We start from the raw sequence: 15,442 nt of genomic DNA, 5'->3' as shown, positions 1-15,442 counted from the left end.
CGGAAGAGGGCCATGCCGAAAGAGAACAGTGCACTCAGTCACGGATTGCGTTCGACGCTGCCTCAAGGTGCGCGAACCCCTGGGCGGCCTCCTCGTCGAGCTCCATGACCTCGACGAAGTGCCCCAACTCGGCTGTCATGTCGAGGTACCCGAACCGGATGGCGCCACTGTCCCCGTACTGCTTCCACGACCTGCCGCTCGCGGCGACGATCGCGGACGCCTCGTCGAAGTCGTCGACGCGGAAGCCCAGATGATGCAGCGTCGCCGGCTCCCCGGGCCTGACGGCACCGCGATAGAGATCGACCATGCCGCCGACCGGGCGGATGATCTCCAGGTTGGTCGGACCGGCGTTGACCAGGGCGACATCGATGACCCACTCGTCGGCGGGCACCCCGTCCACCACGACGAAGGTGCCGCGCGGGTCCTCGGCACCGGCGGGCGGCAGACCGCCGCCGAGCGACGACTTGAAGTGCTTGACGCACTCGACCGTCCCCAGCCTCGACTCCAGGAAGGCGGCCGCGGCGTCGATGTCGTCGGTCACGTATCCGAGTTGCATGAAGTTGCGGAAGAGGTCACTCAACGATCGCACTCGGCACCCCTTGTTCTGATCGGCCCGATTGACCACGGGGAACGACTGTCCCCCCGCCCTCCGCGGTCGTCCATCGCATGTCCCACCAGACGGAATCGGCCGCGTGGACGCGGTTGCGGGGTGGGACGATGCGGTGATGACCACATCCAGTGCGGGGACGGAGCCGGTGACCGTGGACCGGGCAGCGATCGAGCACCGGCTGATCACGATGCGCAAGTCGGTCGTACAACTCGACTCGCTCGGACGGCTGGACAGCGCGCGCCTGGCGAACGACCCGGGCACCGGTCTGGCGGTCGAGCGCGTCCTGGCCCTGCTGAACGACCTCGCCTCCACCATCAACCGACATGTCTCCGACGGGGTGTTGGGCGAGGCGCCGCCGCAGACACCCACCGCCTCGTTCGGCGCGGCCGAGCGGGCCGGGCTGATCGACGCCGAACTGGCGGCCGCCCTCGCGCCGGCGGACGGACCGCACCACGTCCTGGTGCAGCTGTGTCTGGACGCGGAGCCCGAGGAGGTCGCCGCGGTCGTGTCCGCCGCGCGGTCCGGATACCGGGAGTACGTGCGGCAGGTCACCGACTGGATCAGCGCGAGCACGCCCGGCCGGGCGGTGTGAAGGTTCAAACGGCAGTGACTACAGTGCGACCATGACCACGACGCCACGCTGGCTGGATGCCGAGGAGATGCGGGCCTGGCTCGCCTACGTCGAGTTCTCCACGCTCCTGTCCGACCACCTGAACCGTCAGCTGCGGCGCGACGCTGGGATGACGCACTCCGACTACATCCTGCTCGCCCACCTCTCCTCGATTCCGCAGGGCAGGCTGACCATGTCGGAGCTGGCCGAGCTCCTCAAGATCACCCGCAGTCGGCTGACCCACGCCGTGACCCGCCTCCAGGAGGCCGGTTACCTGGACCGCCACGAGGACCCCGAGAACCGGCGCAGCCAACTCGCCGCGCTCACCGCGCAGGGACGCGAGTTCCTGGAGCGCGCGGCCCCCGGCCACGTCGAGGCCGTACGCCGCGCGGTCTTCGACGCGCTGACACCCGAGCAGGTGCGCCAGTTCGCGGAGATCGGCGAGGCGATCAACGCGGCGCTCCACCGCGAGGAGGGCGCCGGGGACGACCAGGAGGCGCTGCCCTGGCGCCGGCGGTAGGGCAGGGGCAGACCTGAACTCGCCCCGCTGGCCCCGGACTTCGCGGGTCACCGTTTCAGGTCTTGTGACTCAGCGCTTCAATGGGCCAGTCGGCATTCGAGTTGGCCGTGTAGGAAGCAGCGAACCAGGAAGCCGTCCCATGGGGGCTCAGGGGTCCGGAGCGCCCATCGGCTCCTCCGGGGGCCGCTCGGTGGCCTGCCTCGTCAGCTCGGCCCGGAGGTCGTCCGGGCCGAGCGCCAGCAGTTCGCCGATCGACCGGTTCCAATCGTCGGCCGCCTGCTCCACCCCGGACCGGAAGCCTCGCCGCACCGGGCGCCCCGCCACCATCAGGGCGACAGCGGCGACCGGCCGCAACAGCCAACGCCCACGCACGGTGACCGCGACGTCCACCTGCCACCGTCCGCCGTCCGCCCGCCGCGGCCGCAGATACAGATGCGCCTTGCCCAGCCGGTGCTTCAGCCGTGCCGTCGCCGGGGCACGCGCCGCCGGCAGGGCTCCGGGCGCGAGGTCGGTCGCCGCCCACCATGCGGCCAGGTCGAGCCGCGCCTTTCCCGACCCTCGGCGCAGCGCCCCCGATCCCTCGGGGCCCCGCACCTGTCCTTCGACCTCCAGCAGCCGCGGTCGGTCGGGGGTGCGCAGTCGCAGAACCATCCGCACCGTCACATCGTCCGAAACCAGTAGCTGTTCCACGGCGATCGCGCTGCGGCGCTGCCACTCACGTACGAGCACAGCCACCTGATCCGTGTCACCGGCCTCCGAGAGCTCGTACCGCGCGCCGGGCCGCAAATGCCGCCCCTTGACCAGTCGCACGTCCGCGACCGGCCGCCCGTCTTCCAGGACGATCTCTTCTCCCTGGGCCCGGGTGGATTCGGCGAAATCGAAGATCAGCTTGGAGAGCTCCTGGAGCCGGTCGGGTTCCAGGGCGAGGACGGATACGGAGTGTCGGAGAACGGTCATGTTGCCCTCCCCCAGGAGGCCGGATAAACCGGCCGTACTGTCGACCGCCTTTGCCATGCGCTCACTGTCCCCGCCCTGAGTCCGGTCCCACCCGCTCTGTCAGGTGTACACGCAGCCCCTGGTGTGCGTCTGCATTCAGCACAGCAAGTCAGGATGCTACAAGCAGGGGCGTCGCTTGGCGGAGCCTGCGCAGGAGCCAGTCGGTACCTTGGCCGACCAGCGCTCGACCGGCCGATGGAAGCGCTCAGTCACAGGTCTGTGGCCAGTGGGTTTGTTCGATACCGGTGTCGAGGAGGCCGGGATCAGGGCCTGTCCGGCGTCTGCCTGGTCGGCGGGGACGGACGTCAGCAGTGCGTACCAGCTGTCGACAGCCGCTTCGGCCTTCAGCATGCCGGTTTCGAAGTGCCAGGCCAGGACCGGGGTGCCGGGAAGTCATCGACACACCCCGCCCAACGCCGCCACCCCGGCCCGGGACACCCCCGGACCGGTCACACCATTCAAATCAGCGACCCGCGAAATACGGGGCTAGCCGACGAGTTCCCGTATGAGCGCGGCCACCTGCTCCGTCTCGATCAGGAACCCGTCGTGGCCGTACGGCGACTCGATCACCCGGAGCCGGTCCGCGGAAGGGATCCCCGCCGCCAACTCGGCCTGCTGATACGGCGGATAGAGCCGGTCGGAGTCGACCCCGGCGACAAGGGTCCTCGCCGTCACCCGGCGCAGCGCGGCACGCGTGCCACCGCGGTCGCGGCCGACGTCGTGGCTGTTCATGGCCTCGGAGAGGGTGACGTAACTGCCCGTGTCGAAACGGCGCACCAACTTGGCGGCGTGATGGTCGAGATACGACTCGACCTGGTAACGGCCGCCGTTCCACCGATCCTCCGCACCCTGCGCCGTACGACCGAAGCGGGCCGCCAACTCAGGCTCGCTGCGGTAGGTGACATGGGCCAGGCGCCGGGCCAGGCCGAGTCCCGCATGGGGACCCCGGCCGGAGTCGTGGTAGTCGCCGCCGCGCCAGTGCGGGTCCGAACGGATGGCGTGGAGCTGGATATTGGCCCACGCGATCTGCTCGGCGCTCGCCGCCGCGGTGGTGGCGAGCAGCAGGAGCGCGTCCGTCCGCTCCGGATACGTCACGGCCCACTCCAGCGCCCGCATCCCACCCATGGACCCACCGACCACCAACGCCCAGCGCCCGATGCCGAGTTCATCCGCCAGACCGGCTTCCACGGCGATCTGGTCGCGTTGCGTGACGAACGGAAAGCTCCCGCCCCACGCTCGCCCGTCGGGCCGGGGCGAGGACGGCCCGGTGCTGCCCTGGCAGCCGCCGAGCACGTTCGGCGCGACGACGAACCACCGTTCCGTGTCCAGGACTTGACCGGGCCCGACGAGCGCGTTCCACCAGCCGGAGGTGGGGTGACCGGGTCCGGCGGGCCCGGCGACATGGCTGTCGCCGGTGAGTGCGTGCAGCACCAGCACGGCGTTCGAGCGGTCCGGCGCGAGCCGCCCCCACGTCTCGAACGCCAGCCGCACACCGTGCAGTTCACCCCCCGCCTCCAACGCGAGGGGCTTCTCCCGGGCGTACCACTTGCGGCGCCCGGGCGGGTCCCCCTCCCGCCACGCCCCGGAGACCGGCGGAAGAGGGACCGCTGACGGCGTCGGTACGGTGCTCAGGACGCGCCCTTGGCCGCGCGGAACCCGGCCTCCAGATCGGCCTTCAGATCCGCGAGGTTCTCGATGCCGACCGACAGTCGCACCAGCCCCGGCGAGGTGCCGGTCGCCGCCAACTGCGCCTCGTCCAGCTGACTGTGGGTCGTGGAGGCGGGGTGGATGATGAGACTGCGTACGTCCCCGATGTTGGCGAGATGACTGAAGAGTTCGACGGCGTCCACGAACCGCTTCCCGGCCTCGACCCCGTCCCGCAGCTCGAAGGCCAGCACCGCTCCGGCACCGCGCGGAAGGTAGCGCTGCCCCGCCTCGTACCAGCGGTTGGACTCGAGTCCCGGGTAGTGGACGGCGGCGACCTCGTCACGCTGCTCCAGCCACTCGGCCAGGGCCTGCGCGTTGGCGGAGTGCCGCTCGATGCGCAGGCTCAGCGTCTCCACGCCCTGGAGCAGCAGGAACGCCGAGTGCGGTGCGATCGCCGGGCCCAGGTCACGCAGCAACTGCACGCGCAGCTTGATGGCGAAGGCACCCGGGCCCAGCGCCGGCCAGTACCGCAGACCGTGGTAACTGGGGTCCGGCTCGCTGAAGTCGGGGAAGCGCTCGGCGTGCGCGCCGAAGTCGAAGGTGCCGCCGTCGACCACCACACCGCCGATCGTGGTGCCGTGCCCGCCGAGGAACTTCGTCGCCGAGTGGACGACGATGTCGGCGCCGTGCTCGATCGGCCGCAGGAGGTACGGGGTCGGCACGGTGTTGTCCACGATCAGCGGGACGCCCTCCGCGTGCGCGACATCGGCGACCCCTCGCACGTCGAGGACGTTGCCGCGCGGATTGCCGAGCGTCTCGGCGAACAGGGCCTTCGTGTTCGGCCGGATCGCCGCCCGCCACGCCTCCAGGTCGTCGGGGTCGTCGACGAACGACACCTCGATGCCGAACTTCGGCAGCGTGTGCCGGAACAGGTTGTACGTGCCGCCGTACAGCGACGTACTGGAGACGAGGTGGTCGCCCGCGGACGCCAGCGTCAGGATGGCCAGGGTCTCCGCGGCCTGCCCGGAGGCGAGGGCGACGGCGGCGACTCCGCCTTCGAGGGCGGCGACGCGCTGCTCGAAGACGTCCTGGGTGGGGTTGTGGATCCGGGTGTAGATGTTGCCGGGCTCGGCCAGCGAGAACAGGTCCGCGGCGTGCTGGGTGTCACGGAACACGAACGAGCTGGTCTGGTAGATCGGCGTCGCCCGCGCCCCGGTCGTCGGGTCCGGCGTGGCACCGGCGTGGATCTGCTTGGTCTCGAACGACCAGGCGGAGGTGTCGGGACCTGCGGGCTCGTCCTCGGGGGTGTGACCCGCGGCGACGGCGTCGATGGGCTGGCTCATGATTCTCCCTTGTGCGGAGCGTGCGGGGGTGCGTGAAGCGACCGCGGGGCCGCCGTCCGGACCGGAGAAGGGCAGGACGGAGGACGGCGCGGCGCGCTGGTGAAGAGGGGGACCGTATGCCGGAGCGGAGCGTCAGCTCACGGCGGAACACCCCGTGCTGGTGACACGCACGTAGTCGACGTGGCGGCGGGTCACGAGCACGGTCATGCACTGAGAGAACCACAGCCGGTACCGAAGGACCAGCGTGACGTGGGCAGTTGACACACGACTGCCACAACCACGCCGGCCCCGCCGCCGTTCACCCCGTGGACGCGAGCAGCGCCGTACGACCGCCCAACGCGCTGGAGAAGTGGTCCGTGACCTGCTCCAGCGCCTCGGCCGCGGCGGAGGCGACGGTCAGGGTGCCGTCCTCGCCGACCGTGATGTCCTTGTCGAGGGTGAACCAGCCCGGCACGATGTGCGAGGGTCCCATGGAACTCAGCACCGGACGCAACGCGTAGTCGATCGCCAGCACATGGGCCGTGCTGCCGCCGGTGGCCAGCGGCAGCACCGTCTTGCCGGTCAGCGCGTACTGCGGGAGCAGGTCGAGGAGCGATTTCAGCAGGCCCGAGTAGGCGGCCTTGTAGACCGGTGTGCCGATCACCACCCCGTCCGCCTGCTCGAACAGAGCCGTGGCGGCGACGATCGCCGGATGCCCGAAGTCGGCGCCCAGCAGGGCCTGCGCGGGCAGGGTGCGTACCTCCAGCGGGGTCACGTCATGGCCCTGACGGCGGAGCCGGTCGTCCAGGTGACGCAGGAGTCGGGTGGTGCGGGAGGTGGGGGAGGGGCTGCCGGAGACGGACAGGATCGAGGCCATGACGGGACCTTTCGAGGTCGGGTTCAGACGGAGTACCAGGTGGGCGCAGGCGTGCTCACCAGGCGCTCGACCGCACCGTGATCAGCGGACGCAGTTCGTTGCGCAGGGTCTCCAGGAAGGTGACGACCTCGGCGGCCACCGACCGGTGCTGGAGGTCGTTGAGGACATCGTGGTGAGCGCCGTGCACCACCGAAAGCCGGGCGCCGGCAAGGGACTTGGCCGTGCGCGCGAGCGCCTCGTGGTCCGCGAGAGGATCGGCGTCGCCGGCCAGAAGCAGGGTCGGTACGGCGGCCTCACTGTCGTAGGCGGCGGTGAGCACGGCCTCCGGCACCGCGTCGTCGAGCGAGCCGCGCCGCACCTCGGGGTCCTGGGTGAGGGCGCCCCGGTGGGCGGGGCAGGAGGTGCGCACGTCGAGTTCCTCGTCCCACGTGCCGGCGGTCGCGGCGGTACCGGGGGCCAGGCCGGGCAGGCCCGCGAGGACCACGGCGTCAGGCTCATCGCCGGCCGCCCGGCCGAGCAGCGCGGCGATCGCGGCGGCGCCCGAGTCGGCGCCGACGAGGACGAGGGGCCGTACGACACCGTCGTCCACGGCCGTGTCCTCGGCGGCCTCGGAGAGCCGGGTGGCGAGGTCGGTCAGGTCCTCGGTGTCGAGGTCGGGGGCGTCGATGACACGGACCCGGTAGGCGTCGGCGGCGAGCCGCTTGCCGAAGCGGGCGTAGGTCGCCCGGGTCTCGCCGCGGCCGGGGACGACGAGGACCGTGCCCCGGACGCGCAGGCCCTCGGGGCCGAAGTAGTCGCTGTACTGGGTCATGTCACACTCCTGCGGATACGGTCGCGGCCGTCGGCGCGGGCTTCCAGCCCAACGCGGGTGCCACCTCGGTCGCGATGAGTTCGAGGGCGCGGACGGCGGCGTCGTGGTCGGGGACGGCGGGGTTGAACTGGGTGATCAGATCCGTCGCGACCGGCAGCACCTTCTCCTGCCCGAGCGCCGCGACTATCTCCTCGGGATGGCCGTAGAACGAGTGGAAACGGCGCAACGCCTCGTCCTGGTCGAGGCCCTTGGGGAACGCGCCGTGCTCCGCCATGCGCAGCGCCGCCCGGTGGACGTCGTCGCCGATCGCCTGGAGTGCCGTGCGCCGGTCCTTGGCCGGGAACACGAACCGGGAGAGGCCGATGCGCGGGCGTCGCGGCTGGTCCCAGGCGGCCAAGTAGGCGTCGGCCCAGGGGCGTTGGACCTCGTCGGTGGGGGCGTCGAAGCCGTAGGCCGCACGGTTGAGCAGCAGATTCGCACCGCCCTGTGCGGCGTATTCGGCTCCCTGTTCGCTGAACACCCCTTGCCAGACACGGTCGTTGAACTCACCGGGCCGGGGCTGGATGCGGAAGCCGGGTGTGCCCACCTCGCGCCGGCCGAGGGCCTGGCGCACGATGTCGAGGTTCTCGCTGGTGAGTTCGCGCTTGCGGGCCACGTCCTTGCCGAACGCCGCGTACTCCACCTCGCTGGATCCGCTGCCCACACCCAGTTCCACGCGGCCCCCGCTGAGCGTGTCGACGGTGGCGATGTCCTCGGCGAGCCGTACCGGGTCCTCCAGGGGGAGGACGGTGATGGCGGTGCCGAGCCGGATGCGGGTCGTCCGCGCCGCCGCGTGGGCCAGGAAGGTCCACGGCGAGGACAGTCCGCCGCCTCCGAGGGGGACGTGGTGCTGGGCCACCCAGCCGACGTCGAAGCCCAACTCGTCGGCCACGACGAAGAGTTCCTGGGCGTTGCGGTAGGTGCGGGCGATGTCGTCGTCGCGGCCCTGGACGTGGGTGAGGAAACCGAGCCGGAAGCGTGGTCTCTCGGTTGTCATGGGGTGATGGCCTTTCGGTGTCAGGCTGCGGTGGTGACGGGAACCGGGGCGGGTTCGGCCGCCGCCTCGGCGTGCCCCAGCACCTGGTCGAGTACGGCGGCGGCGCCCGCGTCGGGCAGCCGGGTACCGCGCCAGACGACGTGCTGGTCGGGGCGGATCAGGACGTTGGCCGTGCCGTAGACGGCCCGTGCCGCCGGGTCGGTGAGGTGGACGACCGTGAACGGTAGGGAACGGGCGGCGGCTTCGGCGGCGAAGGCCTTCTCCACGGTCCGGTCGTCGGTGAGGACGAGCAGGCCGAAGGAGGTGCCGAGGCGGTCGTAGAGCGTGCCGCCGCTCGGGTCGACGGGACCGTCGGGCGCACGGTGGCCCGGGCGCGGGTCGTCCTCATAGACGTCGGCGCGCCAGGGCTGTTCGGCGTCGAGCTGGCCGGGTTCGTACCGGACGACCGCCGAGGCGTCGTACCGCTCGTCGAAGGCCACCCCGTCGCTGCCGAACCGGTCCCGGCGCAGCCGTGCGCCGATCTCGGCCCGCCGTCGTACCGCGTCCTCGCCGAGGTCCGCGTCGTCGGGAATGCCGGCGGCCCGGATCTCGGCGAGGGTGGCCTGGGTGCGCCGCGCACGCTCCAACGCGTGGTCGGCGACTCGCCAGTTGTGGGGGCGGCGCTCTTGGTCGTAGGAGTCGAGCAGGTTCGGCGGGGCCTGTCCGTCGAGCACCGCCGCGAGCTTCCAGCCCAGGTTGACGACATCGCCGATGCCCTCGCCCAGGTTGCCGCCGGGCGTGCGGACATGGGCGGCGTCACCGGCGAGCAGGATCCGGCCGCGACGGAACGTCTCCGCGATTCGGGTGGCGTGGTAGAAGGTCGTCGCGGACACCAGCTCAAGGTCGATGTCCAGGCCGAACGCGGCCCGCCCGGCGTCCAGCAACTCACCTTCGCTGGGCTCGTGTTCGAGCGGGTACGGGCCGGCGTACACCCGCCACTCCCGTGCGCTCACGGCGGCCAGGAAGCCGGAGGCGCGGGCGTTTATGACGATGTTCGTCGCGCTCGGGGCGGGTCCGACCCGGTCCGCGATGTCGCCGGTGCGGACGATGAGCCGCAACCGCTTCTCGGTGGCGTGCTCGCCCGCACGGTCGATGCCGGCCAGGCGGCGGGTGGTGCTGCCGCCTCCGTCGGTGCCCAGGACATAGGCGGCCCGAATGATCTGTGAGCGGCCGGAGCCGACGTCCACGACCTCGGCGTCGACGCCGTTCGCGTCCTCGCGCAGACCGGTCAGCTCCCAGCCGCCGGACACGCTGACGCCCTGTTCCGTCAGGTGGTCGAGGAAGACTCGCTGGAACACGGTCTGCGGGCGGCGCAGCGCCTCGTCGGCGGAGTACCCGGCGCTGCCCGCCCTGTCGGTGAACGACGGGGCGGGCACGGGCACCAGCTCGTGCCCGGCGAGCGAGGTGACCAGCCGGGTGCCCCGGTGCCATTCCGGCGGGTACGTCCACGCGTCCCGGACGCGCTGGAGCAGTCCCCAGCGCCGCAGATGCTCCACGACCCGCGGGGTGTGCCCCATGGCCCCGGCCCGCACCAGCGTCGCGGCGGGGGCGCGGTCCACTACGGCGGCCCTGACACCCCGCGAGGTCAGCTCGACGGCCGCTGCCAGGCCGACCGGGCCGGCGCCGACGACGAGGACGTCGACGGTCGCCGGGGGAGTGGTGGCGGGGAAGCGGACGGTGTGGACATCACGTCCCCCCGTCGCCGACAGTTCGGTCATCGCGCGGCCCTCAGTCGTTCACGAGCTGGCGCTCGCGGGAGTTGCGGTTGGCCGGGATCGGCAGGCCGAGGTTGCCGCGCAGGGTGTCGGACGTGTACTCGGTGCGGAACAGGCCGCGCTTCTGGAGGATCGGGACGACGCCGTCGACGAAGTAGTTCAGCTCCTCCTCGGTGCGGAAGGCCAGGTTGATGCCGTCGAAGGCGCGGGCGCCGAACCACTGCTGGAGGGTGTCGGCCACGGTCGTCGGGTCCCCGACGAACGGCGACTGGCGGAACTGGTTGATGGATTCAGCTACTTGACGCAACGTCAGACCTTCGGCCTTGGCGCGCTCGATGAGCTGCGCGGCACCCGTGCGCCCGCCCTTCTCGGCGAGGTGGGCGACGTCCGGGAAGGGCGCGTCCAGGTCGTGCACGCTGAAGTCGTACGCCCCGAAGGAACGGCCCAGCAGCGCCAGGTTGCGGCCGAAGTCGTCGTCCTCCTCGAAGATCTCCCGCTCGCGACGGCGGGCCGCCTCGTCGGTGGCCGCGACGACCGGGCCGCCGTGGATGAGGATCTTGACGTGCTCGGGGTCGCGTCCGTAGGCCGCCGCGCGCTTCTTGACGTCGGCGTAGTAGTCCCGGGCCGACTCCAGGGTGCCCCCGGGCGCGAAGATGCCCTCGGCGACCTGCGCGGCGAGATCACGGCCCTCCTCGGACACGCCGGCCTGGAAGATCACCGGCTGGCCCTGCGGGGAGCGGGAGAGGTTCAGCGGGCCCGCGATCTTGAAGTGCTCGCCCGCGTGGTCGAGTTCGTGCAGCTTGGCCGGGTCGAGGAACACGCCCCGCTCGACGTCGGCCGGGAACGCGTCGTCCTCGTACGAGTCCCACAGCCCCCGGGCCACCTGCACGAACTCCAGGGCACGGCCGTAGCGGGTGGCGTAGTCGAGGTGCTCGTCGAGCCCGAAGTTCCGCGCGGTGCCGGTGTCGAAGCTGGTCACGACGTTCCAGCCGGCCCGGCCGCCGCTGATGTGGTCGAGCGAGGCGAAGCGGCGGGCGAGGTTGAAGGGCGAGTTGTATGTCGAACTCGCCGTGCCCACCAGGCCGAGGTGCTTGGTGTGGGTGGCGACGGCCGACAACAGGGTCAGCGGTTCGAGGCGGTTGAGATAGTGCGCCGGGTAGGTGGAGTTGATGAACTGGCTGTCGACGATGAACAGGGCGTCGAACAGGGCGTGTTCGGCCGCCTGGGCCAGCCGGATGTAGTAGTTGATGTCGATGCTGGCGTTCTTCGCGACACGCGGGTCCTTCCACAGCCCGTGCTGGCCGGGACCGCCCACGCCGTAGGGGTGCAGGGCGAGGTGGAGCGTGCGGGACATGGCTGTTCCTTTTCTGTCAGGGGAGCTGCTGCCAGGGAGAGTTCAGGGAGTGTCAGGCGTGGAGTAGGGCGCGCAGGGCCTCGCGTTCGGCCCGGTCCGCCGCCGCGCCGTGCAATGTGGGCGCGGAGCGGACGAGCAGGCGCGTGTAGGGGTGCCGGGGCTGGTTGATGACGTCGGCGGTGGCGCCGACCTCGACCAACTCGCCCTGGTACAGCACGGCGATCCGGTCGGCGACCCCGGCGACGGACCCGAGGTCGTGGGAGATGAAGACGAGGGCCACCCCGTCGGCGCGGAGTTCCTTGAGGATCTGCAGGATCTGCACGCGGTTCGCGGAGTCGAGCGCGCTGACCGGCTCGTCGAGGATGACGAGACGCGGCTCGGTCACCAACGCCCGCGCCACCGCGACGCGTTGACGCTGACCACCGGACAACTCGCCGGGCAGCCGGTCGAGCAGCTCGGCGGAGAGCCGTACCCGGTCGAGGAACGCGCGCACCCGCGCCGCCGCCTCCTGCCGGGAAACGCCCTGGATCAGCAGCGGTTCGGCCAGCGACGCCTCGACGGTCACATCCGGGTCGAGACTGCGCAGCGGGTCCTGGAAGACGTACTGGATCACACCGCGCCGACGCAACGCGCGCCACTGGCGATGGCCGTACGAACCGACTTCCTCGCCGTCGATCACGATCGACCCGGCCGAGGCGCGCACCAGACCGAGCACGGCCCGCGCGAGCGTCGACTTGCCCGAACCGGTCTCGCCGATGATGCCGACGGTCTCGCCCGGGGCGATGCTCAGGGAGACCCGGTTCAGGGCCTGGCGGCGGCGCCGGCGGAGGCCGTAGTGCACCTCCAAGTCGGTGACGTCCAGGACGGGTTGGGCGGCCCGCGACGCCGGGCGGTCGGTGCTCACGCGTCCTCCTCTACGGCTTCTACGGCTTCTGCGGCGACCAGGGCGTCGGTCCTCGCGGGCTCCACGGCGTCCGCGCCGAGGAACTTGTCCAGGCCGTACTGCTCGTGCTCGGCGATCAGCAGCCGGGTGTATTCGTGTTGGGGGTTGTGCAACACCTCGTGCGTCGGGCCCTGTTCGACCACCTCGCCCTGCCGCATGACGAGGACCTCGTCGCAGAGTCGGGCGACGACGGCCAGGTCGTGCGAGACCAGGACGAGGGCGAGTCCGCTGCGCTCGCGCAGGTCGGCCAACAGGTCGAGGATCTCCGCCTGGACGGTGACGTCGAGCGCGGTGGTGGCCTCGTCGGCGATGAGGATGCGCGGGTCGGCGGCGATCGCGGCGGCGATGAGGACCCGTTGGAGCATGCCGCCGGAGAGTTCGTAGGTGTACTGGCTGTAGACCAGCTCCGGGTCGCGCAGATGCACCGCGTGGAGCAGCTCGATCGCCTGCCGGCGGGCCTCGCGCCGTTTCAGTCCCTTCTTGACCTTGAGCACCTCGGCGATCTGGGCGCCCACGCGGATCGAGGGGTTGAGATACGACGCCGGGTCCTGGAAGACCGCGCTGATCGTGGCGCCGCGCAGGGCCGTCCACTGAGCCGACGAGAGCCCGGAGATGTCCTGGCCGTCGATCTCGATCGAGCCGCCGGTGACCTCGAAGTGGGCGGGCAGGATGCCCAGCGTGGCCCGGCAGGTGAGGGTCTTGCCGCTGCCGGACTCGCCGACGACGCCGACCGCCTTGCCGGGTGTCAGTGTGAAGGTGACGCCGTGGACGATCTCCTGGCCGGCGGCCCGGTCGCTGATGCGGACGTCGCGCACGGACAGGACGGGTGTCGACGGGGAGGACTCGCGGACGGTCTGGGTCGGGACAGTGGCAGCGGCAGGGGCAGGGGCAGTCTCGGTGTCGGGCTTCTCGACCACAGAACTACGGTTCTGCTCAGTCTGGGTGAGGACCTTCTCGGAGAGAGTTGCCATCACGCACCTCCGGCGTGAACGTGAGTGAGGTCGGAGTCGGTTGCGTCGGCGAGTCGGTTGGCGCGCGCCTTGCGGTTGTTGACCAGGGCGCGGCCCGCCTCGCCGGAGACGTCGCGGATCGCGTCGGCGAGGAGGTTGCAGGCCCAGACGGTGACCATGATCAGCAGGGCGGGGACCAGCGGTGCCCACGGCTTCTGGGTGAGATAGCCGAGGTCCGAGGCGAGCAGGCCGCCCCAGGTGGGTGCGGGCGGCTGGACGCCGATGCCCAGGAAGGTCAGCGTCGAGACGATGACGAAGCCGACGCCGATGGTCTGGGCGAGCGCGACCGCGATCGGCGGCAGCACCTTGACCCAGACGTGCCGGCGGACGACCCACCCGATGGACGCGCCGGAGATCAACGCGGCCTCCACGTACGGCGATCGGGCCACCGCCAGCGTCGCGGCGCGGGCCACCCGGTAGAACAGCGGGGACACCAACACCCCTGTGACCAGCATGGCTTGGGTGATGCCGTTGCCGAGCAGGGCGACCACGGCGACGGCGAACAGCAGGAAGGGCAGGGCGACCAGCGTGTCGGTCAGCCGGAGGGTGACCCACTCGAAGACCCGGCCGAGGTAGACGGACAGGATGCCCGGGATCGCTCCGACTCCCAGTGCCGTGAGGGCGACTTCGAGCGAGCCGAGCACGCTGACCCGGGAGCCGTCGAGCAGCCGGCTCAGCACATCGCGGCCGAGGTAGTCGGTGCCGAGCCAGTGCGCGCCCGACGCCTCGGCGAGGGTGTCGGAGCTGGTGGCCAGCGGGTCGTGGGGCGCGATGAACGGCCCGAGGACGGCGAGCAGGGCGATCACGGTCAGGATCACCAGGGCGATCCGGCCGGACGTCAGGGAGAGCACGCGGCGCACCATGGTCACACCCCCCGCTGGGACGCCGGCGTCACACGCGCCAGCACCAGGTTGACGATCAGGTTGAAGACGACGACCAGGACGATCGACACCACGAGGACCCCTTGCACGGCCGGTACGTCACCGGCCTGCGCGGAGTCGTTCGCGAACCGGCCGAACCCCTGGAGCCCGAAGATCCACTCGGTGACGACGGAGGCGCCGACGAGGGTGGGGAACTTCAGACCGAGCGTGGCGAGCGCCGGGCCGAGGCCGTTGCGCAGGACATGCCCGAAGAAGATCCGGCGTGGGCTGAGCCCTCGTACGACCGCGCCCGTCACGTAGTTCTCGCGGTAGGCGGCGATGAGGCTGGTGCGCAGCTGGCGGGCGACGTCGGCGACGACGTCGAAGCTCAACGCGACGGCGGGCAGGGTGATATGGGCCAGCCACGGCCCGACCCCCTGCGCCGCCGGGACGTATCCGGCCGACGGGAACACGTGCAGTCCGACCGCGAACACCGCGACCAGCACGATGCCGACGACGAAGGCGGGCATCACCGAGATCACCGTGACGAAGCCCGTGATCGCGCGGTCGATCCACGTCGTACGGCGCAGCGCGGCGATCGTGCCGAGGGCGAAGCCCGCGACCACGCCGATGAGCAGCGCGAAGATCGCCACCGACAGACTCACGCCCAGGCCGAGGCCGATGAGGGTGGAGATGTCGGCGCCGTTGGTCCAGCTGGTGCCGAGCTGTCCGTGCAGGACGCCGCCCAGCCAGTCCACGTACTGGACGAGGAAGGGCCGGTTGAGGCCCCAATGTGCTTCAACTCTGGCTACCGCCTCGGGAGTTGCTTCCTCGCCCAGCTGGATCCGCGCCGGGCTGAGCCCGGTCAGTGACCGCAGCGCGAACGTCACGAACGTCGCGACCAGGAACACGGGCACGAAGATCGCGATCGACCGGGCGAGGGTGACCAGGACGCGGCCCAGTGTGTTCCGCGTCCTGGCCGTGGCGGGCCTGTGACGGACGTCGGGTGGTGTGGCCGGTGCCTCCGTCGTCGTCATGGCTTGCCCCCTCTCTGTAGTGTCTGTACGGGTAGTGGCTCTGCGGGTAGTGGCT

15 protein-coding genes are annotated in these 15,442 nt (G+C 71.1%); 2 read left to right on the top strand and 13 right to left on the bottom strand.

Annotated elements, in window-relative coordinates; translation table 11 throughout:
- Positions 1–34: 34 nt before the first annotated feature.
- On the bottom strand, positions 35–589 hold the full coding sequence (locus OG714_RS02825) for a VOC family protein (protein WP_406118265.1): 555 nt from the start codon (positions 587–589) through the stop codon (positions 35–37).
- Positions 590–725: 136 nt separating this feature from the next.
- Here OG714_RS02825 and OG714_RS02820 point away from each other — a divergent pair, with 136 nt between their 5' ends.
- Together OG714_RS02820 and OG714_RS02815 are read left to right on the top strand one after the other, a co-directional pair.
- On the top strand, positions 726–1,202 hold the full coding sequence (locus tag OG714_RS02820) for a hypothetical protein (RefSeq protein ID WP_406118264.1): 477 nt from the start codon (positions 726–728) through the stop codon (positions 1,200–1,202).
- A gap of 31 nt (positions 1,203–1,233) precedes the next feature.
- A complete protein-coding gene (locus OG714_RS02815; RefSeq protein WP_406118263.1) occupies positions 1,234–1,740 on the top strand; it encodes a MarR family winged helix-turn-helix transcriptional regulator in 507 nt (168 codons plus the stop codon).
- Positions 1,741–1,887: 147 nt separating this feature from the next.
- On the opposite strand, the gene OG714_RS02810 is transcribed toward OG714_RS02815, so the two are convergent.
- From OG714_RS02810 to OG714_RS02755, 12 genes are all read right to left on the bottom strand, one after another.
- On the bottom strand, positions 1,888–2,697 hold the full coding sequence (locus tag OG714_RS02810) for a hypothetical protein (protein WP_406118261.1): 810 nt from the start codon (positions 2,695–2,697) through the stop codon (positions 1,888–1,890).
- 525 nt (positions 2,698–3,222) lie between these two features.
- Complete coding sequence (locus OG714_RS02805; protein ID WP_406131700.1) at positions 3,223–4,368, bottom strand: homoserine O-acetyltransferase; 1,146 nt, start codon at positions 4,366–4,368, stop codon at positions 3,223–3,225.
- Positions 4,365–5,726 carry a bifunctional o-acetylhomoserine/o-acetylserine sulfhydrylase gene (locus tag OG714_RS02800; RefSeq protein ID WP_406118260.1) on the bottom strand — a complete coding sequence of 454 codons (1,362 nt, stop codon included), beginning with the start codon at positions 5,724–5,726 and terminating at the stop codon, positions 4,365–4,367. The genes OG714_RS02805 and OG714_RS02800 overlap by 4 nt, the downstream gene beginning before the upstream one ends.
- 298 nt (positions 5,727–6,024) lie before the next feature.
- Positions 6,025–6,582, bottom strand: coding sequence for an NADPH-dependent FMN reductase (ssuE, locus tag OG714_RS02795; protein ID WP_406118259.1), 558 nt, complete (start codon positions 6,580–6,582; stop codon positions 6,025–6,027).
- A gap of 55 nt (positions 6,583–6,637) precedes the next feature.
- Positions 6,638–7,393: an alpha/beta hydrolase gene (locus OG714_RS02790; RefSeq protein ID WP_406118258.1), complete on the bottom strand. Its 756-nt coding sequence runs from the start codon at positions 7,391–7,393 to the stop codon at positions 6,638–6,640.
- Between the two features lies 1 nt (position 7,394).
- The gene (locus OG714_RS02785; protein ID WP_406118256.1) at positions 7,395–8,429 is read right to left on the bottom strand and encodes an LLM class flavin-dependent oxidoreductase; all 1,035 of its coding nucleotides are present in this window, start codon (positions 8,427–8,429) and stop codon (positions 7,395–7,397) included.
- Between the two features lie 20 nt (positions 8,430–8,449).
- Positions 8,450–10,186 (bottom strand): FAD-dependent monooxygenase, encoded by a 1,737-nt coding sequence (locus tag OG714_RS02780; RefSeq protein ID WP_406118254.1) that lies wholly within the window; start codon positions 10,184–10,186, stop codon positions 8,450–8,452.
- Between the two features lie 10 nt (positions 10,187–10,196).
- Positions 10,197–11,537: an LLM class flavin-dependent oxidoreductase gene (locus OG714_RS02775; RefSeq protein WP_406118253.1), complete on the bottom strand. Its 1,341-nt coding sequence runs from the start codon at positions 11,535–11,537 to the stop codon at positions 10,197–10,199.
- Positions 11,538–11,589: 52 nt separating this feature from the next.
- Positions 11,590–12,441 (bottom strand): ABC transporter ATP-binding protein, encoded by an 852-nt coding sequence (locus OG714_RS02770; RefSeq protein WP_406118252.1) that lies wholly within the window; start codon positions 12,439–12,441, stop codon positions 11,590–11,592.
- Positions 12,438–13,451, bottom strand: coding sequence for an ABC transporter ATP-binding protein (locus tag OG714_RS02765; RefSeq protein ID WP_406118251.1), 1,014 nt, complete (start codon positions 13,449–13,451; stop codon positions 12,438–12,440). The genes OG714_RS02770 and OG714_RS02765 overlap by 4 nt, the downstream gene beginning before the upstream one ends.
- Positions 13,451–14,353 (bottom strand): ABC transporter permease, encoded by a 903-nt coding sequence (locus OG714_RS02760; protein WP_406118250.1) that lies wholly within the window; start codon positions 14,351–14,353, stop codon positions 13,451–13,453. The genes OG714_RS02765 and OG714_RS02760 overlap by 1 nt, the downstream gene beginning before the upstream one ends.
- A gap of 2 nt (positions 14,354–14,355) precedes the next feature.
- Entirely contained in the window at positions 14,356–15,387 is a 1,032-nt protein-coding gene (locus OG714_RS02755; RefSeq protein ID WP_406118249.1) for an ABC transporter permease, read from the bottom strand.
- Between the last annotated feature and the right edge of the window lie 55 nt (positions 15,388–15,442).

The organism is Streptomyces sp. NBC_00989 (assembly GCF_045162655.1).
Taxonomy (GTDB): Bacteria; Actinomycetota; Actinomycetes; order Streptomycetales; family Streptomycetaceae; genus Streptomyces.
Note: the sequence above shows the minus strand (reverse complement) of the source record. Positions and strands in the feature narration are given on the sequence as shown.

Bases quoted from the DNA above. Each gene is read 5' to 3' on its own strand.
- OG714_RS02810 (WP_406118261.1), bottom strand. From the start codon at position 2,697: ATGACCGTTCTCCGACACTCCGTATCCGTCCTCGCCCTGGAACCCGAC.
- OG714_RS02785 (WP_406118256.1), bottom strand. From the start codon at position 8,429: ATGACAACCGAGAGACCACGCTTCCGGCTCGGTTTCCTCACCCACGTC.
- OG714_RS02790 (WP_406118258.1), bottom strand. From the start codon at position 7,393: ATGACCCAGTACAGCGACTACTTCGGCCCCGAGGGCCTGCGCGTCCGG.
- OG714_RS02765 (WP_406118251.1), bottom strand. From the start codon at position 13,451: ATGGCAACTCTCTCCGAGAAGGTCCTCACCCAGACTGAGCAGAACCGT.
- OG714_RS02800 (WP_406118260.1), bottom strand. From the start codon at position 5,726: ATGAGCCAGCCCATCGACGCCGTCGCCGCGGGTCACACCCCCGAGGAC.
- OG714_RS02820 (WP_406118264.1), top strand. From the start codon at position 726: ATGACCACATCCAGTGCGGGGACGGAGCCGGTGACCGTGGACCGGGCA.
- OG714_RS02780 (WP_406118254.1), bottom strand. From the start codon at position 10,186: ATGACCGAACTGTCGGCGACGGGGGGACGTGATGTCCACACCGTCCGC.
- OG714_RS02755 (WP_406118249.1), bottom strand. From the start codon at position 15,387: ATGACGACGACGGAGGCACCGGCCACACCACCCGACGTCCGTCACAGG.
- ssuE (WP_406118259.1), bottom strand. From the start codon at position 6,582: ATGGCCTCGATCCTGTCCGTCTCCGGCAGCCCCTCCCCCACCTCCCGC.
- OG714_RS02760 (WP_406118250.1), bottom strand. From the start codon at position 14,353: ATGGTGCGCCGCGTGCTCTCCCTGACGTCCGGCCGGATCGCCCTGGTG.
- OG714_RS02815 (WP_406118263.1), top strand. From the start codon at position 1,234: ATGACCACGACGCCACGCTGGCTGGATGCCGAGGAGATGCGGGCCTGG.
- OG714_RS02775 (WP_406118253.1), bottom strand. From the start codon at position 11,537: ATGTCCCGCACGCTCCACCTCGCCCTGCACCCCTACGGCGTGGGCGGT.